The following is a 19722-nucleotide window of genomic DNA, read 5'->3' as shown; positions in this document are numbered from 1 at the left end:
CCAGTGTCCAGTTGGATCAACGGAGGCCGGAGGCGACCATGTACTGCCGGCGGCTGCGATGCACCTTGGCCAGCTGGCACAGCGCCTCGGCGAATGCGCCATGGAAGCCCCACAGGTCAAGCTGCTCCGGCACGTCACGCAGCACCCGTCCCATGGACTCGAAGTGGAACACCAGGTCCTCGGCGATGTCCTCCCGGCTGGGGCATGCCGCACTGGCGCCGCTGCTCAGTCGCCCGGCGTACTCGCAGACGAACCATTCCGGGTGCTTGCTGGCCATGGTGTCCGCGCTGACCGACTCGCTACGCAGGGCGTAGACCCGGCCATCTGGATCCGCGAAAACCGCAGTGCCGCAGCCGCGCGCGCGCCGGACCTCCTTCACCCGGGCCAGGGTCCGCTCGGAGACCTGTTGGATGTCGGCGCGCACGGAAACCGAGCCGAGCGGCAGCGTCGGCCGGTTGAACTGCCGATGCGGCTGCTTGGTGGCTGGCTGCGGTGTGGCCATGGTGGGCGGCGGAATCAGGGTGCCGGCCCAGCTGCCGGAATGCGGCAGTAGGAACAGACCGCGCCGTTCGTGGTCGGAGAAAGCTCCCATGACCCGCAACCCGGGCACTTGCTGCGGACAGCGGCGGGCACCGAGGTCACTCGGGAAGGTGACGATCCCCGCTCAATGGAACTTCTCCACTCAGCGTTCGCGACTGCGGCGTTGATGGCCGCTGACGTGATCCCGATGCCCATCACGGCACCTCCGGGCGAGCGGCGAGCATGGCCGCGTGGCAAAGGCGCTGCGTTTCGACGACAAACCCTTCCGCGAACCCTGCAGAGTCCGACCACTGCTGCCCAGCCTCCTGGAAGACCACACGGCCAGCTGCCTCCATCATGGCCGTGGTCGGCTCCACGGGCACCAGCACGTAGCCCTCGGGCGGAGCGAGGGCGGCTTCCAATGCTGCGTTGACCGCGCGGGCCTGGTTTACCGTGATCTCTCCCGCTGACAATGCCGCCGTCAGCACTTCGCCGATGAGAGCTTCTGCCTTTTCCCTCGCCCTCTTCTCGATGTCGCTCATGCCGAAACCTCCGGGCTGCGATATGCCTTGATGATTGCAACCAGCCGGACGCTATAGAGGCGCAGCGGATCACGGCCCCAGAAGATTTCACGGTAGTGCTCGTGATACTCCACCCGCTTGTAGTCGCCCTCTTCGCCGACCGGCCAGCCCGATTGATTCAGCGCGCTGATGATCTCCATGCGCTGGGTATAGGTGCGGTTGTTGGCCCAGAGCCCTCGGAATGTCCACACCAGCACGGCAAAAGACAGGATGGTGATGATGGCGATAGTCGTCGTCATGCCGCCTGCTCCTGGTTGTCGGCGGTGATGTAGCTGCCGAGTTGGGTGTTCTCGTGCCACAGGGCGATCAGCAGCGCGTCGGCGCGGCCGTTGTCCTTCTTCTGGCTCAGGACCTTCTGCGCGCTGGGGAAGCGGGCGATGGCCAGTAGACGGGCCGCGTCCTTGTCCTGCCGGAGCAGGCCGAAGGAGCGCTTCCATTGCGCGGGCACCACACGGGTGGCCGGGATGCCGAGCACTTCCAGGATCGCCTGCAGCTTCCCGGCGGTCTGGCCGAACCGGAATGCGCTCGTGCCGCCGTCGCCCGGGCGCGCGCCGACCTTCTCGATGCAGGCCGACACGTAGGCCCCGGGGTGCGCGGCGCGCTGCTCGCGGATGAACAGCACCACCGCGCGGGCATCCACCTCGCCCCACCCGTCCACCTCGACGGTGGGCATGTCCAGCACCGGGCCGGGCTCGCCGTCGATCAGCGTGGCCACGGCGCCGGTGAGGCCCGGGTCGATCCCGAAAGTCAGGCGGCTCGCCATGAGGTCTTCTCCAGGTGCTTCTCGATGAGGGTGTTCTGCAGGTCCAGCAGGTAGTCGTCGTTGCCGACCTCCTGCCGGAAGCGGCGCGGCTGCTTGGCGTAGGACGGCCCGAAGAGCTGCTCGCAGGTGTCGGCGCTCATGCCGTTGAACGGCTCGCCCCGGTGGGACCACGGATTCAGGCCGATGGTGAAGTCGTGCCCACGCCGCTTCTGCCCGTGCTTGCCGCCCACGGTCAGGTGGTGGACCTCACACGGCACGAAGCCCAGGCCCAGCGCCTGAGCGATGATGCAGCCGATGTCCTTGATGGCGTCCATGCGCTGCTGCTGGGAGGCAGTCGGGGTGCTGGTGGAGCGTCCGCGCTTCATTGCAGCTCCCCCTTCGGCCGATCTACCCCGGCCAATTCGGTAAGCGGGCGGATTCCAGGTGCTGGCTCTTCGCCATACCTCCAGCGCTCTATCTCATCGTTTCGTTGTTGGGTGCATTTTTCACAACTGCCACCGTAGTACCTCGATTCCTCGACGGTCAGAGCGAAACCGCAGCGGAGGCAAGATGTCATCAGGCTCATTGCGGATACCTCGCATAATCAGCCTGCGAGCGGTAATCGGCATAGTCCACGTCGACGATCACCCCGTTTACGCGGCACAGGCTGCCGTTGTACTTGCCAGAGACACGGTGCCCACGAATTTCCGTGCAGCGGTCGTTACGGATCCCCGCCTGCTCGACGGACTTGTACATACCGAAACAGCAGAACAGCATCACTGCCGCGCCGACGCATAGAACCAGAACGATGAATGGGTCTCTCATGCCGCAGCCCTCGATTCATCCGCGAGCCGCTGGTCGCGCAGCGGCGCCACGTCGCGCAGCTTCACGTCGTTGTCGGCAGCCCACCACTGGGCGAAGCTGATCAGGTCGGCCATGTCGGCCACGGTCATGCGCCGGGTCTGCATGGACAGGTTCACGATGCTGGCCCCGTCCAGCGAGGGCACAACGTCGCCCTGCCTGCGGTCGCTCTCGCGCGCCCAGGCATCCACCAGCAGACGCTTCCAGCCCTCGGCGTCGATGCGGCGGTCGGCCCACTGCTTCTGCTGGGCGATCTCCCCGCAGATGGCGTGGAACATGGCGTTCTGCTCCAGGCTGCGGGTCGGCTTGTACTGCTTCACGGTGACGTGCACGTCCTGGCCCAGCTCAAGGAAGCTGCAGGCGAACTGCCAGGCTGCAGCCATTCGGGCGCGCGCATCGCCGGCGCGGAGGATGAAGGTTCCGAGAGTCATGACTGATCTCCTGATTTCGGAAGGAAAGACGCGATGCCCTTCCGCTTCGGCGCGGTGCCGGCGGCGAGCGCGCTGGCGCTGGTCTGCTGAGGCTCCCAGTACTCGGGCAGCGGCGAGAATCGGAAGTACTCGGGCTGGTACAGCTCGCGGACCATGCCGGTCGCGCCGTTGCGCTGGGCGGCCACGATGAGCTCGGCCGTTCCTTCCCAGCGGCTGTTCGGGTCGTAGATCTGATCGCGGTAGATGAAGATCACCGCGTCGGCGTCCTGCTCAATGGAGCCGGATTCGCGCAGGTCCGCCAGCATCGGCCGCTTGTCCGGACGCTTCTCCAGATCTCGGTTGAGCTGGCTGAGCAGCAGGATGGTCACCCCGATCTCACTGGCGCACAGCTTCAGCGCCATGGTGATCTCGCCGATGCCGCTAGCGCGGTTGTCGCCGTGCACGTACATCAGCTGCAGGTAGTCGATCACCACCAGCCCCAGGTCGGGGTGCTTGGCCTTGAACCGGCGGATCTGCGCGCAGACATGCTCAACACGAGCGCGGCGCGGGCGGCTGACGAAGATCGGAGCTTGCCGCAGATCCTTTGTGGCCTCGCTGGCGCTGGCCCAGTCTGCGTTGTCCAGCCGACCATTGCGGATCTTCTGCCCGGCAATGGTGGCGCGGTTCGCCAGCATGCGGTCGCCCAGTTCCTCTGGCTGCATTTCGAAGGTGAAGATCACCACTGGCTTGCGCAGCACCAGCGCCACGTGCTCGCCGAAGTTCACCGCCCGGGTGGTCTTGCCCATCTTCGGGCGCGCTGCCAGCACGATCATGTTGCCGGGCTGGAACCCACCAAGCAGCTGGTCCAGTTCGGGGTCGCCGGTGGTCAAGCCACTGATGCCGCCGCCGTTCTGTGCGCGCTCACCAAGGCGGTGGAACACCCGGTCCATCACCGGCGCGACCGACTCCAGCTCGCAGGGCTCGTTGTCCAGCAGGCCGCCGATGCGGGACTGCGCCTCGCCCACCAGCTCCACCGCACTGCGGCCGTCCGGGCTGAACACCGCGTCGATGACCTCCTGCGCAGCATCGGCCAGGGCGCGCAGCTTGGCCTTGTCCGCCACGATTGAGGCATAGCCGACGATGTTGGCCGCCGAGGGCGTGTTGTTGGCCAGCTCGATCAGGTACGCACCTCCGTGCACCATGTCCAGCTTCCCGCGCGACTGGAACCAATCACCCAAGGTCACCGCGTCGAACTCCACGCCGGTCGGCTGCAGCTCGGCCATGGCCTGCCAGATCAACCGGTGGTCGGCGCGGAAGAAGCTCTGCGCGGTGAGCAGGTCCGAAACCTCGTCCCATGCCCGGTTCCGCAGCATCAGGCCGCCAAGCACGGACTGCTCCGCGTCTAGGCTGTGCAACGGGTGCCGCTCCGAGTCGCCGCCGTACAGGTCGGCAAGACGGTCAATGTCGTGACGGGCGCTCACTGGGTCACCTCCGACATCGCGCGGTCCACAGCCTTGGCGATCACCGACTCCCGCAGCAGGTACTCGAAGTCAGGCTTCCAATTCTCATGGCCAGGGCCTCCCTGCTGCCGGCCGGCGAGGAAGTCATCCTCCGCCACCGTCTCGAAGTAGGCCTGCCAGAAATCGGGCGTCACACGCTCGTTGCCGAACATGCGGGTGCACAGCTGGCGCACCGTCGGCAGGGCCTTCTCCACCGACTTGACCCGGGGCTTGTTCAGCACCGTGCACGCTGCCAGCGCCCCGTTCGGTTTGGCGAGGATGGTGTTGTAGGCCGCTTGGGCATCCCCGGCGATCTGCGCGATGCGCTCGGCCTTGGTGACCTTGCCAGCCTGTCCACCCAGCAGGTCGGCCCCGCCAGCGTCAGCTGGGGGGTAAGGGGGGCTCTTTTCTTCTTCTCTTCTCTTCTCTTCTCTAGTCCGCTTTTTGTCCGCTTCGGATGCGGACGCTGGTGCGGACATATTGCGGACGTGCTTCTTCCTGTCTGCGTCCTGTGCGCGGCGCTTCGCCGATGCCCCGTTATGGTCGTCAAACCTTGGTACGACAAGGTTTTCGCCGTCTTCGAGCATCCATTCCACCGAGATCATGGCGGCCGAAAAGCCCGGCCATCCGATCAGATCGTCCAGCACGACCGGCGAGTAGCCGACCAGCGTGCCGTCGTCGGAATGCGCATCGAACAGACACCAAACGGCGTGCAGTCCGCCAATGACGCGAAGTCTGTCCGCTTTCAATGCGGACGCGATGCGGACAACTTTCGGACTCGTTGCGAGGTTGGAGCGCATCTTGATCCAGTCACCGGCCATGGTGACCTCCCAAGAGCGACAGGCAGGCTGCGGTGAACCACAGCACGCGGACGGCGAGCATGGCCTTCTCGGTCGCGTTCATGGCCACTTGATCCCGAGGCTCTGCGCCAGCGGTGCCATGGCACGGGCCAGGTTGGTGAACTGGGCGATGGCCTCGGCGTGCTGAGCGTCCGGGCAGGTCAGGAACTTCTCGACCAGGTAGTGCACCGGGGACACGTCGCCGGTCTCCTTGATGTAGCGCTCCAGCTCGTCGATGGTCATGCCGCGCGGCTTGCCCGAGGTGTCGCCGCCGGCCAGCTTCTCCGACAGCTTCGATGGCGCCAGATCCATCTTGCCGGCCACGGCGACCACGCCTCCGTTGTGCTGGACCTGCACTAGCAGCAGCTCGCGCAGGCTCCTGGATGTGTGGGTGAGTCCACCCTGGTAAGTGATGCTGAGGTGTCGCATGGATGCCCCTTTGCGGTTCTGGGGAAGCTGGGGGACGACGTGTTCCCCGGGATTCCCCTGGATGGTTCTGAAAATGGCCGCACCCCAACGGAGTGCAGCCAGTGTCGAAACGTGATCAGTCAGTCGGAACCAACGTCCTCACGCTCGTGCGGAGTGGAGGTAGGTGCTTCGTCCTGAAGCGGGTGGGACGGAAAGTGCAGGTGAAGCCAGTGGCCCAGCGGCGGCGCAGCGCGGTGATCGGCAGCGGCACCGTGGTGCCCTTCCCCACCGGTGGCCGGTGAGGTGGTCATGTCAGGGGGTAGCCATGGAGCGGCGGATGGGGGCTTTTCGGCGAGCGGCCTTGCGCTCAGCCTTGATGGCCAAGTCGACCAGGGCCTTGCCGGTCTCATAGGACGGGGTGACCACTTGCCGGCGGATGCGGTTGATCGTGGTCTGATTGACGTTCAGCTCGACGGCGATGGCCTGTTCGGTCATGCCGCCGGCCACGAGAGAAGCGATGGCGTCGGAAGGGTTCATGGGGACGATTATGCATCGTTGCATTTGCCAGTCAATGCATCGTTGCATTCGACCCGACGAACGGTCATCCCTGACCATTCCCGGATGACTTATTTAGCGAAGAACCTGCGGTTTCTAGCCCGCCGCGCCGAGATCAACCAGACAACGCTGGGCGAGCGGCTGGGGATCCAGCAGTCCACCATCCAGCGGATCATGTCGGGCGCAACTGAGTTCCCCAGGCTGGACAGCGTGCTTGCCATCGCCTCTTACTTCAGGTGCTCGCTGGACGATCTGGTCCATCACGACATGGAGCTGGAGGGGGCGCCAGTAGGGTCTCAGCCCGTGGGATTCGACGATGCCACCATGGCTCAGGCGGTGGAACTGCTTCACATGTTGGCCGAGCTGAGGCCCGATGACGCACGTTTCCGCCGGGTTTCATGGCGTGCGATCCAGGTCACGGCCAAGGCTATTACCAAGGCCGAAGGCTCCCAGAAGGACGCAGTGCGCATGATCTTGGAGGAATTGGCAGAGGAGTAATGCTTGTGGCGCTGGACCCGATCGCTTTGAAGACGCTTGCAATTGAACTGGCCGCGGCGCTGCCGCCGGTGCCCACAGAGAACACGATCGGGTCACCGCTGGATCTGTCCCCCAGGGCGAAGAAGATCCGCTCCATCCAGCGAATTGCTGATGCCCACGGCTGGCATTCGGCCATCACGCATTTCCTCGACATGAAGGACGCCTATTACCTGTCCGACCTGTCGGAGCCGCAGTTAGAGGACCTGCTGGGGCGCATGCACGGTTATGTGGACGCTGCCGAGATGGGTTGCAGCCTCGTCGACGCCCTGCCCGCCTACTGACAGGCGGGGGTCCTGACCCGATTTAGCTGAACCAGCACCTACCGTTCGTCGGCTCGTTCGATTCGAATGCATCTTTGCATTGACAATGAAATGCATCCTTGCATAATCACTCCATCGCCCCACGACACCCTCATCCGAGACGGGGCTGGAGAACGAGATGGACATCGCAACCGCCACCCAGCTGATCGCCGACTACCGCGCTGCCGACCTGATCGGTGATTCGGTTGCTCAGGCCGCCAACGCCGCCATCCGCCAGCCGACTGTTTTCGGCGACGAGCTGAACGATTCGAACCGTGGCCGCCTGCTCTCGCTGGTCTACGGCATCCGCACCTCGTCGCCGGTATACACCGGCCCGACCTTCACCGTGCTGGAGGCCTGAGCCATGGCCCTCCAGACCGGCAATGACCTGCACCGCAACGCCCAGCGCAGCTGGGACGACCGGGAAGATCCGCGCTTCGACACCGAACTGGCCGCCGAGCAGGCTGCTGACTTGGTACCGGCCCTGCGCGCCGACCCGGCAGCGTGCCGCGAGGCCGAGCAGTGGGTGGCCGGTTCGTTCGACGGTGAGCACTACACCGACGTGACCTTGGCACTGCACCAGCTGCACCACACGGACCCGTCGGACCTGATCGACTCGCCGCTGCTGGCCCAGCTGTACGCGCTGGCTGCGGTTGAGGCTGCGGCGATGGACGAGCAGCTGCTGGAGATGGCGACGCAGCAGGTGGCGGCATGAGCGCCGTACTGGACAAGTCGCTGCTGCAGCCCGGCGCGCTCCCACCGGTGCCTGTGAGGACCGGTGGCGACCGGATGGACAACGCCATCCGCGAGCACGGGATCGGCAACTTCTGCGAATGGTTCGGCCACGAGTTCGACGGCGAGTTCGCGAACTTCTCGGTCAAGGTGCTGCAGGAGCGCAACGAAGAGGCGTCACAAGCCAATGACGGTGCCGCATGACCGCCGCCGACCGCGCCGCGCACCGCTACGCCATCGGCCACATGGCCGCCTACTTCCTCGCGTTCTGCCTGGGAGTCCTCTTCACCGTTATCTGCCAAGGAGCGCTCACGTGAGCCTGTACAACATGCTGTTCGGAAGGAATCCGCAGACTTCGCTGTTGCTGGCTGTGATCGGCCTGCGTGAGAACGACGTTGAGCGGCTGCGTGATGTTTCGGTCGCCGATGACGGCAAGATCGAGATCTACACGCGGACCGGCGGGGGCAACCGCGAGGACTACCCGAATCTGATCATGCGCCGTGCGCCCGGCTGGGCTGGCAGTGTGGATGACGAATTCGACTGCACCTACTGCACGGACACCTTCGAGGTTCCGACGGATTGGGCTGCTGATGTTGCTGGCCTCAGCGATGTCCTGACCCATGGACTCCGCGCTGCCTTCGTCCAGCACTTGGCGAAGACCCTTCGACGCGAACCGACCGAGGATGACCTGCGGGCAAGCGCCTTCGAGTCGGAGAAAGGGAAGCTCGCCGCGACCGCACACATCAAAGCGAATGGACACACGTTTGTTCCGCTGTCGGACCCGGCGATGGAGGTGGCGTTGAAGCTGGCGGAAGCCAACGGGGGCCAGCTGCTCAGTTGCTGGGGAATCATGCCCTTGGCACTCGATGTGCGTCAGAACCACGTCCCCTTCCCGAACGCTGTTGACCCGAAGGTCAAGACGTCGCTGACCAGGGCCGAGATCGGCTACAGCTTCAAATGGGAGATCGACACCGATTATTGGGCGCACTGCGTCGAGCGCTTCTCGGCGGACTACCCGCTGACGATGGCGAAGATCGGTGAGTCCGTCGATAACCATCTGGCACGGCAGCCCCGGCAATGACTGACACCGACTTCATCCGCGCGATGCAGCGGGGCCTGCCTCCGATTGCGCCTCCGGCCACGCCCGGCCTGTCCGTCACCGAGTACCGCATGGACGGGGTGCTGCTGGGCAACGCGGATATCGAGATGAACAACCACGAGGCCCTGTGGGGCATCTGCGCAGAGGAAACGAACGATGACCAGTAAGCACACGCCGGGGCCGTGGGCCTTGGAAAGCGTTGATACGAGTGTTGGCAGTTGCCACAAGATCGGGCCGTTCCCCAGTGCCGGTGTCCGCAGTGAAGTACACGCCTGCGTCTACGCCGACCGGCTCCGCCTTGGGCTTGACGATGAAAGCCCCATCGCAGTCGAGCTGCTCGCCAACGCCCGCCTGATCGCCGCCGCTCCGGAGCTGCTGGCCGAGCTGCAGCGTGCACAGGAGTTCATTGACAGCATCCGCCAGGAACTGCATCAGCGCCGAGTTGCTGACTGGTATCCCGAGGGTGCACACAACGCCGCCGATCAGATGAGCGCGGACATGCGCCTGCTCGGCAACACCTGCGCTGACTTCGATACCAGCGCCGTCATCGCCAAAGCCACCGGAGTCATCTGATGAGCACCTGGCGAGAGCTGATTCTTGAACACATGAAGGAAGTCGGCGAATCGCCGGTTGACGTCGTCGGATGCACGCTTACAGAGGCCGAACTGGACATCGATTTCAGCCGTGGATATGGGGGTTCGGAAGGCAAGGCGTTCACTTTGTGGACGGAGCGCCGGGTTTATTTCCCTGCGGTTTATGACGGAGCCGAGTGGGTCGGCAGTGCCCCCCGCAACCCGTGTGATGAGGCTACCGAACACCAGGGAGGCCAGTGATGCGCCTCCTGACCGCCACCGGCTGCCGCAGCTGGTCCGACTTCGCCGCCTGCCTTGCCTGCTACGGCATCACCGCCGCGCTCGCGTGCGCGCTGTGCTGGCCGGCGGCCTGGTCCTGATTACCCCGCCGGCGCGCCCGGCTCCTTCGAGAGGCACCACCGATGTTTGAGCTCAACGACGCGACTGCCAAGGTCGCCAACTTCAACCCCCGCGCCGAGCGACACGGCGACGAAAACAAGCTGGCCGGCGACCTGAAACTGGTCGTGTGCGTTGCCAACGGCGTGCTGGACTACTTCCAGAAGGGCCTGCGCCAGTCGTTGTACCGCAAGGCCGCGCAGGGCGAGCAGCAGGACCTGATCGAGGGCGGCGACGGCCTGACGGCGGTCAAGTTCCCGAAGCTGGGCGCGATCCCGTGGGACGAAGAGTACCCGGGCTATGACCTGGTGATCGCCGGCGGCCTGGGCCTCACCGAGCCGCTGGTGATCAGCGACGTGACGCTGAAGAAGATTTCCTTCGAACCGCTGGAAGGCGGAAGCCTGCAGATGACGTTCAGCGCGGTGTTCCACCCGACGAAGTCCGAAGCCGGCGCGCTGTGCGAGCTGATCAAGAACGACGTGCAGCTGACCTTGGTGTCGCCGCTGAACCAGGGCAAGGGCGACAAGCCCGTGCAGGAAGACCTGACCGCCGCCGCGTAATCCCCCGCTGCCCGCTCCCCACGGGCAGCACCACCCGCGCCGGCCGGGATCCCCAACGCCGGCACCTATTCCCCGAGACCAAGGACAGACCCATGAAGATCAAGATCACCATCGGCGCCGACAGCGGCACCGCACTCATCCTCTCCGCCGAACACGCCGCGCTCGCCGCCTCACTGCTGGCCAACGCGACTGTGTATACGCGCGACGGGTATTACGACACCAGCGGCTGGAAGATCGCCGAAAAGGGTGTCCGCATCGAGTACACGGAGGGCGCCGAACTGGAGCCGACGCACCCGAAGGTTGCTGAGGCGCAGAAGGCCATGCAGACGGCCTATGCCGGTAAGCATGCCACTGACGCCAAGAACGCCGAGCTGCAGAAGCAGGTCGATGCACTGACCGCTCAGCTCGCCGGCATCCAGTCGGTGACCAGCTGCACCGTCACGCCGTCGGAGCCGGTGACCGAGGCCTCGGGCGAAACGGCCGGCACTGACGAAGACGACTTCGCGTACTGAACCCCGCAAGAACGCGCCCGCTCGCCCGGCAGCGGCTCCGAAAGCCGGGCACCCACTCCACCACCACCAACGCCTACGGGAGTTCTAACCATGGCACTTCGAATCATCCGCTCGACTGAACCGATCACCGTGTCCCGCCTCAACGTCTGCATCTATGCGGCGCCCGGTCTCGGCAAAACGTCCATCTCCTTCACCGCCGACAAGCCGCTGCTGCTGGACTTCGACCGCGGCGCGCACCGCGCTGCCAACCGCAAGGAGATTGTGCAAGTTGAGTCCTGGGAGGACGTGGCCAGCATCAAGGCCAGCGACCTGACCGACTTCAACACGATCATCGTGGACACTGCTGGCCGCGCGCTCGACGTGCTGACCGCCGATATCATCCGCCGCAACCCGAAGGCCGGCCGGGGCGGCGCACTGACGCTGCAGGGCTACGGCACGTTGAAGGCCGAATTCGTGGCGTGGTTGAAGCACCTGAACACTCTGGGCAAGGACGTGGTGCTGATCGCGCACATGGACGAGCAGCGTAACGGTGACGAGATCATCGAGCGCCTGGACGTCCAGGGCGGCAGCAAGGGCGAAATCTACAAGGCCGCCGACGCGATGGGCCGCCTGTCGATCCGCGACGGTCGCCGCATCCTGAATTTCAGCCCGACCGATGCTGCGTTCGGCAAGAACCCCGGACACCTGGAGCCGCTGGAGGTACCGCACCCGGAGCGGGAACCGAACTTCCTTGCCGAGGTCATCCAGCAGATCAAGGACCGGCTCAACGCGATGACCGAAGAGCAGCGCGAGGCGCAGGCTGTCCTGGAGAAGTGGCGCGAGACGCTGGCCGATGTGGAAGACGCCGCCGGCATCAACTCGCTGATCGAGAGCGCCAAAGAGAGCAGCCGCGCGGTGCAGGTGCTGCTTAATGACCGCGCCTCGGTGCTGGGCCTGACCTTCGACAAGAAGGCCGGCGAGTACATCGTCCCCAAGGCGGCCTGATCATGCTGGCCCGCGTGTCCAACATCGAAGCCTTCCGCCGCTGGCGGGAGGACGACGACCAGCCGGTTGAGCAGCTGGTCGAGTACATCACCGTGGACAATCCCACGAAGCAGATGCTTGCCGGTACCGCCTTCCATGAGGCATTGGAACACGCGGACGTTGGCAGCTATGACGTGCTGCAGGCCATGGGCTACACCTTCCACCTGCCCGACGCCGAGCTGGTGCTGCCCAGCATCCGCGAGGTTCGGGCGTACCGGGCCTATGGCGGCCTGACGGTGACCGGCAAGGTGGACTGCTTGGACGGGCGGCGCGTGGATGACCACAAGACCACGAGCCGCTTCGACGCTGAGCGTTATCTGGCCGGCTACCAGTGGCGCTACTACCTCGACCTGTTCGGCGCCGACGTTTTCCGCTGGAACGTATTCGAACTGAAGGAGGTGGGAGACCTCGAATACCAGGTGTCCCCGCCGCAGCTGCTGGAGGTGACCCGGTACCCACGCCTGCACGACGACTGCATGCAGCTGGCGCTGGACTATCTGGACTTCGCGCGCGAACACCTGCCGGCCAGCCACGCACCGCAGGTGGCCGCCTGATGGACGTTCGCCTCTACCCCTGTCACGCCAAATCCACCCGCCGCGCAGGCCTGGCACGTGCGGCCCTGTTCGCCCACGTCGTGGAGGGCAAGAGCTACACCACGCGCCAGATCGCCGACCGGCTGGATATCTCGACCGGAGCGGCGCTGGAGCGGGCCAAGCGCGGTCCCTTCCCCCTCACCTGGCACTCGCTGCAGCAGTCCCGGCTGGTGAAGTCATGAGCCGCAAGACCTGCACCGGCTGCTGCCGCTGCCTGCCGCTGGAGTCCTTCCCCAACGCGGGGAAGCGCGGCAAAGAGCCGACCTGCTTCATGTGCACCAACGACGCCCGCCGCCTGCGCACGCCACTGCCGGCGATCAAGCGCGACCCGGTGCAGGTTCAGATCAACAACGCGGCCTCGCTGTGGTTCTACCCGGCGCAGCCCACCAACCTTCTGAGGTACGCACCATGAGCAACGCAAACTACCCGGTATGCCAGCTGACCAAGCGCGAGCTGTTTGCGGCGATGGCGATGCAGGGCATGGGCAATTGGGTGCCAAACGCGGACCACGGGCCGTTCAATTGGGATAGCCCTCAAGCCGTTGGCGAGCTCAAGGCTCGGTGGGCAATCGCTCAGGCGGACGCCCTGCTGGCCGAGCTGGAGCGCAAGGCATGACCAGCATCCACGTAAAACCGCTGTTCGACACACCGACCCGACAGCAGAAGGAAACCGAGTCGCGCGAGATCGCCGCCGACCTGGAGCGGTTCCGCAAGGCTGGCGGTCGGATCGAGATCCTGGGAACCACCGCGATCGACAAGGCCGGCATCAGCCGCCGGCAGGTCGTCGAGGGTGGCGCGGATCGGCGCAAGGCCGCGAAGGCGGGCAAGCCATGAGCCGCCCCATGACCCGCCGCGCGCCCACCAAGAACACCGGCTTCAGCTGGGGCCGCTTCCCGATGGGCGACACCGGGATCGTCTGCTACCGCCTGTTCCGCCGCGACCTGACTGGCGCGGTGCACATCGAGCCCCTGCACTTCTACCCGCACGACCAGCGCCCCGCCGTTGCCCTCGCCCTGCGCGAGGCGTGCCACCGGCTGCGTGACCGCGTCGACGAACTGGACCTTTCCGCACTGGGAGTGACCGCATGAACACCGAACGCACCGAGAAGTTCGTCAACGCCATCGCCTGCGACCTGGAGGAAGGCGGGTTCCGGCAGGTCAGCGGCACCACGCTGCGCCGGACGCTGGCCACCGCTGTGAGCGCGGCGCTGCCGCTGCTGGCCGATGTCGGCATTCCGGCATCGCAGCCCGCAGAGCTGGCCGAGCAGCAGGGGGTGTCATTGCCGGCATTTCCGCGCACGTACTACGACGCCTTCGGAGACGGTAGCGAACCGCTATACACCGGCAAGCAGATGCAGGACTACGCACGCGCTGCCCTCGCCGCAACTGGCAAGCAGCAGGTCGGCGAGCCTGTCAATCACGCAGCTGAGATTGCCCGGAAGACGCGAAGCGCCCTTGAATTCGGGATGGCCTCACTTGGCAAGCAGCAGCAGGTTGGCGAGGTGCAGGGGGATGCTCGGGAGCAGTTTGAGACGTGGGCGGATTCTATCCCGCTGAACAGGGCGAGATTCGTACCGGAGAACGTGTACTGCGATGAGCGCACCAAGACGGCATGGTCTGCATGGCAAGCCGCCCTCGCCGCTCGCCAGCCGGGGGCTGTGGAATGAACCGCATCGACTTTGAGCGGCTCACGAGCCTGCTCCGTCTGGATGCAGATACGGGCCAGCTCCATTGGAAGGAGCACAGGCAGAGCGGAGCAGCACCCGGCGACGTGGCCGGATGGTTGGACGTCGGTCGATACATCCGGGTTGAAGTGGATGGCGTGCGTCTCTCGGCCCACCGCGTGGCATGGGCGCTGCACCATGGGCACTGGCCGCCGGATGACCGCCAGGTCGACCACATCAACGGATACAAAACGGACAACCGACCGGCGAACCTCCGGTTGGCGACGAATAGCCAGAACCAGGTCAACACCCCGGTTCGCCCTGGCACTCGGTCAGGCCTGAAGGGTGTGGACTGGATCAACCGCGTCGGCAAGTGGAGGGCAAAGATCATGGTCAACAAGGTGAATATCCACATCGGCTACTTCTCCGATAAGCATGAAGCGCACGCGGCCTATTGCGCCCATGCCGCCTCGCTGCACGGTCAGTACACCCATCCGGAATCCGTGAAACCAAACCAGAAGTCCGATGCAGCGCCGGGGGTGGCCAATGGCTGACTTCGCCATCCTCTGGCTGACGAAATACCTAGTGTTCGCGCTGATCGTCGCGTTCGGCCTGTCCGTCCTGTGGCTGCTGGCCGCTGCATGGCGCGCCGTGCGCTGGTGCTGGCGCCGGGCTGCGAGGCTGATGGCACCTGCCGGCGGTGCCGCATGATCCGCCGCCTCCTGTGCGCCCTGCGGATCCACCGCTACGCGACGCCCTGCGGGTCGGGTGGAATGCGCTGCAGCTGCGGGCGCGTCCGGTGGTGGTCTCCATGAACTACTACAACGAGTTCGACCCCTACGCCGCGCAGTGGCTGCGCAACCTGATCGCCGAGGGCCTGATCCCCGCTGGCGACGTCGACACCAGGAGCATTACCGATGTTCAACCCGATGACCTCGCCGGATACCGGCAGTGCCACTTCTTCGCCGGCATTGGCGGCTGGTCCCTCGCAGCCCGACTTGCTGGGTGGCCCGACGATCGAGAACTGTGGACCGGATCCGCGCCGTGCCAGCCGTTCTCCGTCGCGGGTAAAGGAAAAGCCCAGGCTGACGATCGGCACCTGTGGCCCCACCTTTTCCGGCTCGCCCGTTCCCGCCGGCCCGCTGTCCTCATGGGAGAGCAGGTTGCGGCGGCGGTTGGCAAGGACTGGATCGACGGAGTGTTCACTGATCTGGAAGGAATCGGCTACGCCTGCGGGGCGTCCGTGTCCCGGCTTGTGCCGTCGACGCGCCCCACCAGCGTGATCGCCTTTGGTTTGTGGCCCACGATGACAAGCAACTCGCCCGCCAAGAACGGAAACAACGAGGCCGGGAACAGCGCAGGTCAGGTGGCAATCCGGAAAATCATGCTGGGCTTGTGGTCGACTCTCCGGGCTTCGGATGGGGAGAAGGGTGGCCCGAATCAGAGCTTCGGAGCAGGGGGCTGTCCGCTTCCGTCGCAAGTGTTTCAGGTCGGCAGTTCATCGAATGCGCCGACGGAAAATGGCGCCGGCTCCCTCCACCCCGAGTTCGGTGGCTGGGAACTCGGGTTCCCGCCCGAGTGGGACGCTTGCGCGCCTATGGAAATGCCATCCAGGCGCAAGTTGCCGCGGAAGTGATCGGCGCCTACATGGATTGCTACCCCGATCCCGCCCCTACGAACTGACAGGAGAAATCAACATGGCCAGGCAGAGCAACGAGGCCACCACCACGGCGGTGTGCCTGTCACGCGAAGAGCTGCGGGACCTGTGCGGCACGCCCTACAGGGAGAAGCAGCTGGAATTCTTGATCCTCAACGGGATCTCGCACTACAAGGGGCTGGATGGCCGGCCGCGGGTGCTGTGGTCGACGCTGGAGGGCGCTTCCGAGGCGTCGGTGGCGAAGGCGGTAGCGATCGCAGAATGGAAGCCGAACAAGGTGGCATGACGATGGGCAGGAAACCGAAGAACGCCGGGGCGATCCCCCGGTTGCGCCAGCGGAAACAGAAGTCGGGGGTGGTGTTCTACTACTACGACAAGGGTGGCAAGCCGCGAGTCGAGATCCCGCTGGGCAGCGACTACGCTCTCGCGATCAAGCAGTGGGCTGAGCACGAGGGCGGTCGCAAGGCTCAGGCCGTGGCCGTGGTGACCTTCCGGATGGTGACCGACTCCTACCGCCGTGAGGTGATGATCACCAAGGCCGCGCGCACCCAGGAGGACAACCGGCGCGAGCTGGACAAGCTGCTGGCCTACTTCGACGACCCGCCCTGCCCGCTCGATGCGATCAAGCCGGTGAACGTGCGCGCCTACCTGACGTGGCGCACGCGCGGCGGCACCGGCATGGTGCGCGCCAACCGGGAAAAGGCCCTGCTGTCGCACATCTGGAACTTCGCGCGCGACAAGGGCTACACGGCCCTGCCGAACCCCTGCGCCGGCATCAAGGGCTTCAAGGAGACCGGCCGCGACGCCTACATCGAGGACGACCAGTACCAGGCCATCCGCGCCGCGGCCGACCCGGTGGTGCAGGACGCTATGGAGCTGGCCTACCTGATCGGCCAGCGGCCGGCGGACGTGCTCAGCCTGACCGAGATGGACGTTCGCGACGGCGTGGTCAACATCAAGCAGGGGAAGACGAAGGCCAAGTTGCGCATCGCCGTCGAGGGTGAGCTGGCGGTGCTGCTGGAGCGCCTGCGCGCGCGGAAGGCCGGCCAGGCCGTGCACAGCACCTATCTGATCGTCAGCGAGCGCGGCGAGCCGGTCAGCGTCACCGCCATGTCCAGGCGCTGGGCGAAGGCGTGCGCGGCGGCTGGGATCGAGGGGTTGCAGTTCCGCGACCTGCGCGCGAAGGCGGCCACCGACAAGGCCGATTCGGCCGGCGATATCCGTGAGGCGCAGCGGCAGCTGGGGCACACGACGGTGGCGATGACGGAGCACTACACGCGGCAGCGGCGCGGGCAGAAGACGACGCCGACCCGGTAGAAAATCGCTCCGCAACGGATTTCGCAGGCTTGTGCCGCAACGGTTGCAGCGTGACAGAAACTGACCGATTGCGGAGTGGAAATTGGGCTGAAACCCTTGTGGCGCAATGACTTTAGTTCGGACTCAAAATCCGCCGCCCTTAAAAGCGTGTGGGTTCGAGTCCCACCTTCGGCACCATGGAAAACCAGAACGCCCCGGATCGACGGATCCGGGGCGTTTTTCGTTGTGCGTCAGACCAGACGCAGTGCGGGCTGGCCAGCAGTGGGATTGAGGTGCGCCGCGCGAGGCGCACCCGCCCCCGCCACCCGGAACGCCGCCACCGTCTGCAGCAGCCGGGTGGACTGCTCTTCCATGCTGCGGGCAGCCGCCGACGCCTCCTCCACCAGCGCGGCGTTCTGCTGCGTGCTCTCGTCGATGTGCTCGACCACCTGGTTGATCTGCTCGATGCCCTCGCTCTGCTGCTGGGCGGCGGTGCTGATATCGGCCATCAGATCGCTCACGCGCTTCACGCTGACCACGATCTCGTCCATGGTGCGCCCCGCGCTCTCGACCTGGCGCGTGCCCGCCCCTACTTTCTCGACCGAGTCGCCGATCAGCTGCTTGATCTCCTTGGCGGCCTCGGCCGAACGCTGCGACAGCGAACGGATTTCCGAGGCGACCACGGCAAACCCGCGGCCATGTTCACCCGCGCGCGCCGCCTCCACTGCCGCGTTGAGCGCCAGGATGTTGGTCTGGAACGCAATGCCGTCGATCACCCCGATGATGTCGACGATACGGCGCGAGGAATCGTTGATCAGCGACATGGTCGAAACCACCTCGTGCACCACCTGCCCACCCTGCGCCGCCACCTCGACCGCGCCACCGGCCAGCTGATTGGCCTGGCGGGCATTGTCGGCGGTGCGGCGCACGGTGGTGGTCAGGCCCTTCATCGACACGGCGGTTTCCTCCAGCGAGGCCGCCTGTTGTTCAGTGCGCACGGACAGGTCGCTGTTGCCTTCGGCGATCTCGCTGGCGCCCACCGCGATGGTGTCCGCGGCCAGTTTGATCTGGGCGATGATGCCGGCCATCGTCTCGACCAGCGCATTGATGCCCTCGCACAGTTCGGCGATCGGGCCGGTCTTGTCCTGGGTGGCGATATGGCCGGTCAGATCGCCGGCCTGCGCTGCGGCCACCACTTCGCGTGTCTGCGCGACGGCCTGCTGCAGCGCCAGGGTGTCACGCACCTGCGCGGTGATATCGGTGGCGTACTTGACCACTTTGAACGGGCGTCCGTTCATGTCATAGATCGGGTTGTACGAGGCCTGGATCCAGACCTCGCGCCCGCCTTTGCCCAGGCGCTTGTACTGGCCAGCATCGTACTCGCCACGGCCCAGTTTCGCCCAGAACGCGCGGTACTCCGCGCTCTGGCGATGCTCGGGTTCGGCGAACATCGAATGATGCTGCCCGCGCACCTCCTCCAATGCGTAGCCCATGGCAGCGAGGAAGTTCTCGTTGGCGGCAAGAATGCGACCTTCAAGGTCGAACTCGATCACCGCCTGTGATTTGTTGATGGCCGCCAGTTGCCCGGCGAAGTCGGCCGCCTGGAATTTCTGCGCGGTGATGTCGGTCGCGAACTTGACCACCTTGTACGGCCGCCCGTTGCTGTCGAACACCGGGTTGTAGGACGCCTGGATCCAGATCTCGCGGCCACCCTTGCCGATCCGCCGGTACTGGCCCGCATCGAACTCGCCGCGGCCCAGGTTGGCCCAGAAGTCGCGGTACTCCCGGCTCTGCGCGTACTCGGCATCGACGAACATCGCGTGATGCTTGCCCTGGATCTCCTCCAGGGTGTAGCCCAGCGTCTGCAGGAAGTTGTCGTTGGCGTGGACGATGGTGCCATCGAGATGGAACTCGATCACCGCCTGGACCCGATGCAGGGCCTTGACCTGGTCCTCCAGCTCGGCCTGCCGTTGCAGGGCGGCCGATGCCGCAGCGCCTTGGGCGGTGCGTCGGGAAACGAACAATGCCGTGAGCGAACGCCACAACGAGCCGGCGTCGGCGTCGTTGCCACGACCTGGCACATACGTGTGCAAGTCTGAAGTAATCATCTCTGGACCTCGGTGTCCTGTTAGCGAATAGGTCAGCGCCGGGCGGTGGCCCGGTGGCGGTATTCCGTTGGCTGGGACTCACGAAGACCGCCAGTGGGGATGACGTCGCTTCGATGGACTTCAAACACCGGGCAAGCCGGTGAACATGAACCATGAAAAAGTTGTACGGCCAGATATCCACGTGAGCAGACAGGCAGCAACTGCGAGTCATATAACGGCGCGTGTTCTGAAAGCTTTAGGGCCAGCATCCCCGCCCTGTGAT

36 protein-coding genes are annotated in these 19722 nt (G+C 65.3%); 24 read left to right on the top strand and 12 right to left on the bottom strand.

Annotated features, from left to right (window positions below):
• Nucleotides 1–16: 16 nt before the first annotated feature.
• The 11 genes from PV764_RS13270 to PV764_RS13220 form a co-directional block, all read right to left on the bottom strand.
• Complete coding sequence (locus PV764_RS13270; protein ID WP_421116821.1) at nt 17–592, bottom strand: hypothetical protein; 576 nt, start codon at nt 590–592, stop codon at nt 17–19.
• A gap of 142 nt (nt 593–734) precedes the next feature.
• Complete coding sequence (locus PV764_RS13265; RefSeq protein WP_421116820.1) at nt 735–1061, bottom strand: hypothetical protein; 327 nt, start codon at nt 1059–1061, stop codon at nt 735–737.
• Nucleotides 1058–1339, bottom strand: a complete 282-nt coding sequence (locus PV764_RS13260; RefSeq protein ID WP_421116819.1) for a hypothetical protein — start codon at nt 1337–1339, stop codon at nt 1058–1060. The genes PV764_RS13265 and PV764_RS13260 overlap by 4 nt, the downstream gene beginning before the upstream one ends.
• The gene (locus tag PV764_RS13255; RefSeq protein WP_421116818.1) at nt 1336–1863 is read right to left on the bottom strand and encodes a hypothetical protein; all 528 of its coding nucleotides are present in this window, start codon (nt 1861–1863) and stop codon (nt 1336–1338) included. Before PV764_RS13255 ends, PV764_RS13260 begins: the two co-directional genes overlap by 4 nt.
• On the bottom strand, nt 1848–2228 hold the full coding sequence (locus PV764_RS13250) for a Ref family recombination enhancement nuclease (protein WP_421116817.1): 381 nt from the start codon (nt 2226–2228) through the stop codon (nt 1848–1850). Before PV764_RS13250 ends, PV764_RS13255 begins: the two co-directional genes overlap by 16 nt.
• 196 nt (nt 2229–2424) lie before the next feature.
• A complete protein-coding gene (locus tag PV764_RS13245; protein ID WP_421116816.1) occupies nt 2425–2667 on the bottom strand; it encodes a hypothetical protein in 243 nt (80 codons plus the stop codon).
• Nucleotides 2664–3134 (bottom strand): recombination protein NinB, encoded by a 471-nt coding sequence (locus PV764_RS13240; protein WP_421116815.1) that lies wholly within the window; start codon nt 3132–3134, stop codon nt 2664–2666. Before PV764_RS13240 ends, PV764_RS13245 begins: the two co-directional genes overlap by 4 nt.
• Nucleotides 3131–4594 carry a replicative DNA helicase gene (dnaB, locus tag PV764_RS13235; RefSeq protein WP_421116814.1) on the bottom strand — a complete coding sequence of 488 codons (1464 nt, stop codon included), beginning with the start codon at nt 4592–4594 and terminating at the stop codon, nt 3131–3133. Before dnaB ends, PV764_RS13240 begins: the two co-directional genes overlap by 4 nt.
• Complete coding sequence (locus PV764_RS13230) at nt 4591–5433, bottom strand: hypothetical protein (RefSeq protein ID WP_421116813.1); 843 nt, start codon at nt 5431–5433, stop codon at nt 4591–4593. Before PV764_RS13230 ends, dnaB begins: the two co-directional genes overlap by 4 nt.
• Before the next feature lie 78 nt (nt 5434–5511).
• Nucleotides 5512–5880, bottom strand: coding sequence for a hypothetical protein (locus PV764_RS13225; RefSeq protein WP_421116812.1), 369 nt, complete (start codon nt 5878–5880; stop codon nt 5512–5514).
• Between the two features lie 291 nt (nt 5881–6171).
• A complete protein-coding gene (locus PV764_RS13220; RefSeq protein ID WP_421116811.1) occupies nt 6172–6396 on the bottom strand; it encodes a hypothetical protein in 225 nt (74 codons plus the stop codon).
• Nucleotides 6397–6480: 84 nt separating this feature from the next.
• Between PV764_RS13220 and PV764_RS13215 the strand changes: the two genes are divergently transcribed.
• From PV764_RS13215 to PV764_RS13100, 24 genes are all read left to right on the top strand, one after another.
• On the top strand, nt 6481–6912 hold the full coding sequence (locus PV764_RS13215) for a helix-turn-helix domain-containing protein (RefSeq protein WP_421116810.1): 432 nt from the start codon (nt 6481–6483) through the stop codon (nt 6910–6912).
• Complete coding sequence (locus tag PV764_RS13210) at nt 6912–7232, top strand: hypothetical protein (RefSeq protein WP_421116809.1); 321 nt, start codon at nt 6912–6914, stop codon at nt 7230–7232. The genes PV764_RS13215 and PV764_RS13210 overlap by 1 nt, the downstream gene beginning before the upstream one ends.
• A 157-nt stretch (nt 7233–7389) precedes the next feature.
• Nucleotides 7390–7611: a hypothetical protein gene (locus tag PV764_RS13205; protein ID WP_421116808.1), complete on the top strand. Its 222-nt coding sequence runs from the start codon at nt 7390–7392 to the stop codon at nt 7609–7611.
• Nucleotides 7612–7614: 3 nt separating this feature from the next.
• Nucleotides 7615–7965 carry a hypothetical protein gene (locus PV764_RS13200; RefSeq protein WP_421116807.1) on the top strand — a complete coding sequence of 117 codons (351 nt, stop codon included), beginning with the start codon at nt 7615–7617 and terminating at the stop codon, nt 7963–7965.
• Entirely contained in the window at nt 7962–8186 is a 225-nt protein-coding gene (locus PV764_RS13195) for a hypothetical protein (RefSeq protein WP_421116806.1), read from the top strand. The genes PV764_RS13200 and PV764_RS13195 overlap by 4 nt, the downstream gene beginning before the upstream one ends.
• Before the next feature lie 109 nt (nt 8187–8295).
• Complete coding sequence (locus PV764_RS13190; RefSeq protein WP_343313626.1) at nt 8296–9063, top strand: hypothetical protein; 768 nt, start codon at nt 8296–8298, stop codon at nt 9061–9063.
• Complete coding sequence (locus tag PV764_RS13185) at nt 9060–9248, top strand: hypothetical protein (RefSeq protein ID WP_421116805.1); 189 nt, start codon at nt 9060–9062, stop codon at nt 9246–9248. Before PV764_RS13190 ends, PV764_RS13185 begins: the two co-directional genes overlap by 4 nt.
• Complete coding sequence (locus PV764_RS13180) at nt 9238–9654, top strand: hypothetical protein (RefSeq protein ID WP_421116804.1); 417 nt, start codon at nt 9238–9240, stop codon at nt 9652–9654. The genes PV764_RS13185 and PV764_RS13180 overlap by 11 nt, the downstream gene beginning before the upstream one ends.
• Nucleotides 9654–9914, top strand: a complete 261-nt coding sequence (locus PV764_RS13175) for a hypothetical protein (RefSeq protein ID WP_421116803.1) — start codon at nt 9654–9656, stop codon at nt 9912–9914. Before PV764_RS13180 ends, PV764_RS13175 begins: the two co-directional genes overlap by 1 nt.
• Nucleotides 9915–10075: 161 nt before the next feature.
• The gene (locus tag PV764_RS13170; protein ID WP_421116802.1) at nt 10076–10609 is read left to right on the top strand and encodes a hypothetical protein; all 534 of its coding nucleotides are present in this window, start codon (nt 10076–10078) and stop codon (nt 10607–10609) included.
• Between the two features lie 92 nt (nt 10610–10701).
• A complete protein-coding gene (locus PV764_RS13165) occupies nt 10702–11121 on the top strand; it encodes a hypothetical protein (RefSeq protein ID WP_421116801.1) in 420 nt (139 codons plus the stop codon).
• Between the two features lie 90 nt (nt 11122–11211).
• Nucleotides 11212–12105 carry an ATP-binding protein gene (locus PV764_RS13160; RefSeq protein WP_390330026.1) on the top strand — a complete coding sequence of 298 codons (894 nt, stop codon included), beginning with the start codon at nt 11212–11214 and terminating at the stop codon, nt 12103–12105.
• A gap of 2 nt (nt 12106–12107) precedes the next feature.
• Complete coding sequence (locus PV764_RS13155; protein ID WP_421116800.1) at nt 12108–12698, top strand: hypothetical protein; 591 nt, start codon at nt 12108–12110, stop codon at nt 12696–12698.
• Nucleotides 12698–12919 (top strand): hypothetical protein, encoded by a 222-nt coding sequence (locus PV764_RS13150; protein ID WP_102789481.1) that lies wholly within the window; start codon nt 12698–12700, stop codon nt 12917–12919. Before PV764_RS13155 ends, PV764_RS13150 begins: the two co-directional genes overlap by 1 nt.
• Nucleotides 12916–13149: a hypothetical protein gene (locus tag PV764_RS13145; RefSeq protein WP_421116799.1), complete on the top strand. Its 234-nt coding sequence runs from the start codon at nt 12916–12918 to the stop codon at nt 13147–13149. Before PV764_RS13150 ends, PV764_RS13145 begins: the two co-directional genes overlap by 4 nt.
• On the top strand, nt 13146–13352 hold the full coding sequence (locus PV764_RS13140; protein ID WP_421116798.1) for a hypothetical protein: 207 nt from the start codon (nt 13146–13148) through the stop codon (nt 13350–13352). Before PV764_RS13145 ends, PV764_RS13140 begins: the two co-directional genes overlap by 4 nt.
• The gene (locus tag PV764_RS13135) at nt 13349–13570 is read left to right on the top strand and encodes a hypothetical protein (RefSeq protein WP_421116797.1); all 222 of its coding nucleotides are present in this window, start codon (nt 13349–13351) and stop codon (nt 13568–13570) included. The genes PV764_RS13140 and PV764_RS13135 overlap by 4 nt, the downstream gene beginning before the upstream one ends.
• Nucleotides 13567–13824, top strand: a complete 258-nt coding sequence (locus tag PV764_RS13130) for a hypothetical protein (RefSeq protein ID WP_421116796.1) — start codon at nt 13567–13569, stop codon at nt 13822–13824. The genes PV764_RS13135 and PV764_RS13130 overlap by 4 nt, the downstream gene beginning before the upstream one ends.
• Complete coding sequence (locus tag PV764_RS13125; RefSeq protein ID WP_421116795.1) at nt 13821–14402, top strand: hypothetical protein; 582 nt, start codon at nt 13821–13823, stop codon at nt 14400–14402. Before PV764_RS13130 ends, PV764_RS13125 begins: the two co-directional genes overlap by 4 nt.
• Nucleotides 14399–14953: an HNH endonuclease signature motif containing protein gene (locus PV764_RS13120; protein ID WP_421116794.1), complete on the top strand. Its 555-nt coding sequence runs from the start codon at nt 14399–14401 to the stop codon at nt 14951–14953. Before PV764_RS13125 ends, PV764_RS13120 begins: the two co-directional genes overlap by 4 nt.
• Nucleotides 14946–15110, top strand: coding sequence for a hypothetical protein (locus PV764_RS13115; protein WP_421116793.1), 165 nt, complete (start codon nt 14946–14948; stop codon nt 15108–15110). Before PV764_RS13120 ends, PV764_RS13115 begins: the two co-directional genes overlap by 8 nt.
• 100 nt (nt 15111–15210) lie before the next feature.
• Nucleotides 15211–16035 carry a DNA cytosine methyltransferase gene (locus PV764_RS13110; RefSeq protein ID WP_421116792.1) on the top strand — a complete coding sequence of 275 codons (825 nt, stop codon included), beginning with the start codon at nt 15211–15213 and terminating at the stop codon, nt 16033–16035.
• Between the two features lie 61 nt (nt 16036–16096).
• Nucleotides 16097–16342, top strand: a complete 246-nt coding sequence (locus PV764_RS13105; RefSeq protein WP_390330042.1) for a DUF4224 domain-containing protein — start codon at nt 16097–16099, stop codon at nt 16340–16342.
• Nucleotides 16343–16344: 2 nt separating this feature from the next.
• Nucleotides 16345–17373: a tyrosine-type recombinase/integrase gene (locus PV764_RS13100; protein WP_421116945.1), complete on the top strand. Its 1029-nt coding sequence runs from the start codon at nt 16345–16347 to the stop codon at nt 17371–17373.
• 230 nt (nt 17374–17603) lie between these two features.
• On the opposite strand, the gene PV764_RS13095 is transcribed toward PV764_RS13100, so the two are convergent.
• Nucleotides 17604–19460 carry a methyl-accepting chemotaxis protein gene (locus PV764_RS13095; RefSeq protein WP_421116791.1) on the bottom strand — a complete coding sequence of 619 codons (1857 nt, stop codon included), beginning with the start codon at nt 19458–19460 and terminating at the stop codon, nt 17604–17606.
• Nucleotides 19461–19722 lie beyond the last annotated feature (262 nt).

Source organism: Stenotrophomonas sp. AS1 (assembly GCF_048957655.1).
In the GTDB taxonomy this organism is placed as follows: Bacteria; Pseudomonadota; Gammaproteobacteria; order Xanthomonadales; family Xanthomonadaceae; genus Stenotrophomonas; species Stenotrophomonas bentonitica_A.
This window is presented reverse-complemented; position numbering and strand designations above follow the sequence as displayed.

Excerpts from the sequence above, each read along its gene's own strand:
- PV764_RS13205 (WP_421116808.1), top strand. The coding sequence starts at position 7,390 with ATGGACATCGCAACCGCCACCCAGCTGATCGCCGACTACCGCGCTGCC.
- PV764_RS13100 (WP_421116945.1), top strand. The coding sequence starts at position 16,345 with ATGGGCAGGAAACCGAAGAACGCCGGGGCGATCCCCCGGTTGCGCCAG.
- PV764_RS13195 (WP_421116806.1), top strand. The coding sequence starts at position 7,962 with ATGAGCGCCGTACTGGACAAGTCGCTGCTGCAGCCCGGCGCGCTCCCA.
- PV764_RS13260 (WP_421116819.1), bottom strand. The coding sequence starts at position 1,339 with ATGACGACGACTATCGCCATCATCACCATCCTGTCTTTTGCCGTGCTG.
- PV764_RS13110 (WP_421116792.1), top strand. The coding sequence starts at position 15,211 with ATGAACTACTACAACGAGTTCGACCCCTACGCCGCGCAGTGGCTGCGC.
- PV764_RS13170 (WP_421116802.1), top strand. The coding sequence starts at position 10,076 with ATGTTTGAGCTCAACGACGCGACTGCCAAGGTCGCCAACTTCAACCCC.
- PV764_RS13180 (WP_421116804.1), top strand. The coding sequence starts at position 9,238 with ATGACCAGTAAGCACACGCCGGGGCCGTGGGCCTTGGAAAGCGTTGAT.
- PV764_RS13200 (WP_421116807.1), top strand. The coding sequence starts at position 7,615 with ATGGCCCTCCAGACCGGCAATGACCTGCACCGCAACGCCCAGCGCAGC.
- PV764_RS13240 (WP_421116815.1), bottom strand. The coding sequence starts at position 3,134 with ATGACTCTCGGAACCTTCATCCTCCGCGCCGGCGATGCGCGCGCCCGA.
- PV764_RS13210 (WP_421116809.1), top strand. The coding sequence starts at position 6,912 with ATGCTTGTGGCGCTGGACCCGATCGCTTTGAAGACGCTTGCAATTGAA.
- PV764_RS13145 (WP_421116799.1), top strand. The coding sequence starts at position 12,916 with ATGAGCCGCAAGACCTGCACCGGCTGCTGCCGCTGCCTGCCGCTGGAG.
- PV764_RS13105 (WP_390330042.1), top strand. The coding sequence starts at position 16,097 with ATGGCCAGGCAGAGCAACGAGGCCACCACCACGGCGGTGTGCCTGTCA.
- PV764_RS13165 (WP_421116801.1), top strand. The coding sequence starts at position 10,702 with ATGAAGATCAAGATCACCATCGGCGCCGACAGCGGCACCGCACTCATC.
- PV764_RS13220 (WP_421116811.1), bottom strand. The coding sequence starts at position 6,396 with ATGAACCCTTCCGACGCCATCGCTTCTCTCGTGGCCGGCGGCATGACC.
- PV764_RS13215 (WP_421116810.1), top strand. The coding sequence starts at position 6,481 with ATGACTTATTTAGCGAAGAACCTGCGGTTTCTAGCCCGCCGCGCCGAG.
- PV764_RS13250 (WP_421116817.1), bottom strand. The coding sequence starts at position 2,228 with ATGAAGCGCGGACGCTCCACCAGCACCCCGACTGCCTCCCAGCAGCAG.
- PV764_RS13125 (WP_421116795.1), top strand. The coding sequence starts at position 13,821 with ATGAACACCGAACGCACCGAGAAGTTCGTCAACGCCATCGCCTGCGAC.
- PV764_RS13255 (WP_421116818.1), bottom strand. The coding sequence starts at position 1,863 with ATGGCGAGCCGCCTGACTTTCGGGATCGACCCGGGCCTCACCGGCGCC.
- PV764_RS13265 (WP_421116820.1), bottom strand. The coding sequence starts at position 1,061 with ATGAGCGACATCGAGAAGAGGGCGAGGGAAAAGGCAGAAGCTCTCATC.
- PV764_RS13160 (WP_390330026.1), top strand. The coding sequence starts at position 11,212 with ATGGCACTTCGAATCATCCGCTCGACTGAACCGATCACCGTGTCCCGC.
- PV764_RS13140 (WP_421116798.1), top strand. The coding sequence starts at position 13,146 with ATGAGCAACGCAAACTACCCGGTATGCCAGCTGACCAAGCGCGAGCTG.
- PV764_RS13155 (WP_421116800.1), top strand. The coding sequence starts at position 12,108 with ATGCTGGCCCGCGTGTCCAACATCGAAGCCTTCCGCCGCTGGCGGGAG.
- PV764_RS13095 (WP_421116791.1), bottom strand. The coding sequence starts at position 19,460 with ATGATTACTTCAGACTTGCACACGTATGTGCCAGGTCGTGGCAACGAC.
- PV764_RS13150 (WP_102789481.1), top strand. The coding sequence starts at position 12,698 with ATGGACGTTCGCCTCTACCCCTGTCACGCCAAATCCACCCGCCGCGCA.
- PV764_RS13115 (WP_421116793.1), top strand. The coding sequence starts at position 14,946 with ATGGCTGACTTCGCCATCCTCTGGCTGACGAAATACCTAGTGTTCGCG.
- PV764_RS13230 (WP_421116813.1), bottom strand. The coding sequence starts at position 5,433 with ATGGCCGGTGACTGGATCAAGATGCGCTCCAACCTCGCAACGAGTCCG.
- PV764_RS13225 (WP_421116812.1), bottom strand. The coding sequence starts at position 5,880 with ATGCGACACCTCAGCATCACTTACCAGGGTGGACTCACCCACACATCC.
- PV764_RS13130 (WP_421116796.1), top strand. The coding sequence starts at position 13,567 with ATGAGCCGCCCCATGACCCGCCGCGCGCCCACCAAGAACACCGGCTTC.
- PV764_RS13185 (WP_421116805.1), top strand. The coding sequence starts at position 9,060 with ATGACTGACACCGACTTCATCCGCGCGATGCAGCGGGGCCTGCCTCCG.
- PV764_RS13175 (WP_421116803.1), top strand. The coding sequence starts at position 9,654 with ATGAGCACCTGGCGAGAGCTGATTCTTGAACACATGAAGGAAGTCGGC.
- PV764_RS13245 (WP_421116816.1), bottom strand. The coding sequence starts at position 2,667 with ATGAGAGACCCATTCATCGTTCTGGTTCTATGCGTCGGCGCGGCAGTG.
- PV764_RS13120 (WP_421116794.1), top strand. The coding sequence starts at position 14,399 with ATGAACCGCATCGACTTTGAGCGGCTCACGAGCCTGCTCCGTCTGGAT.
- PV764_RS13135 (WP_421116797.1), top strand. The coding sequence starts at position 13,349 with ATGACCAGCATCCACGTAAAACCGCTGTTCGACACACCGACCCGACAG.
- PV764_RS13270 (WP_421116821.1), bottom strand. The coding sequence starts at position 592 with ATGGGAGCTTTCTCCGACCACGAACGGCGCGGTCTGTTCCTACTGCCG.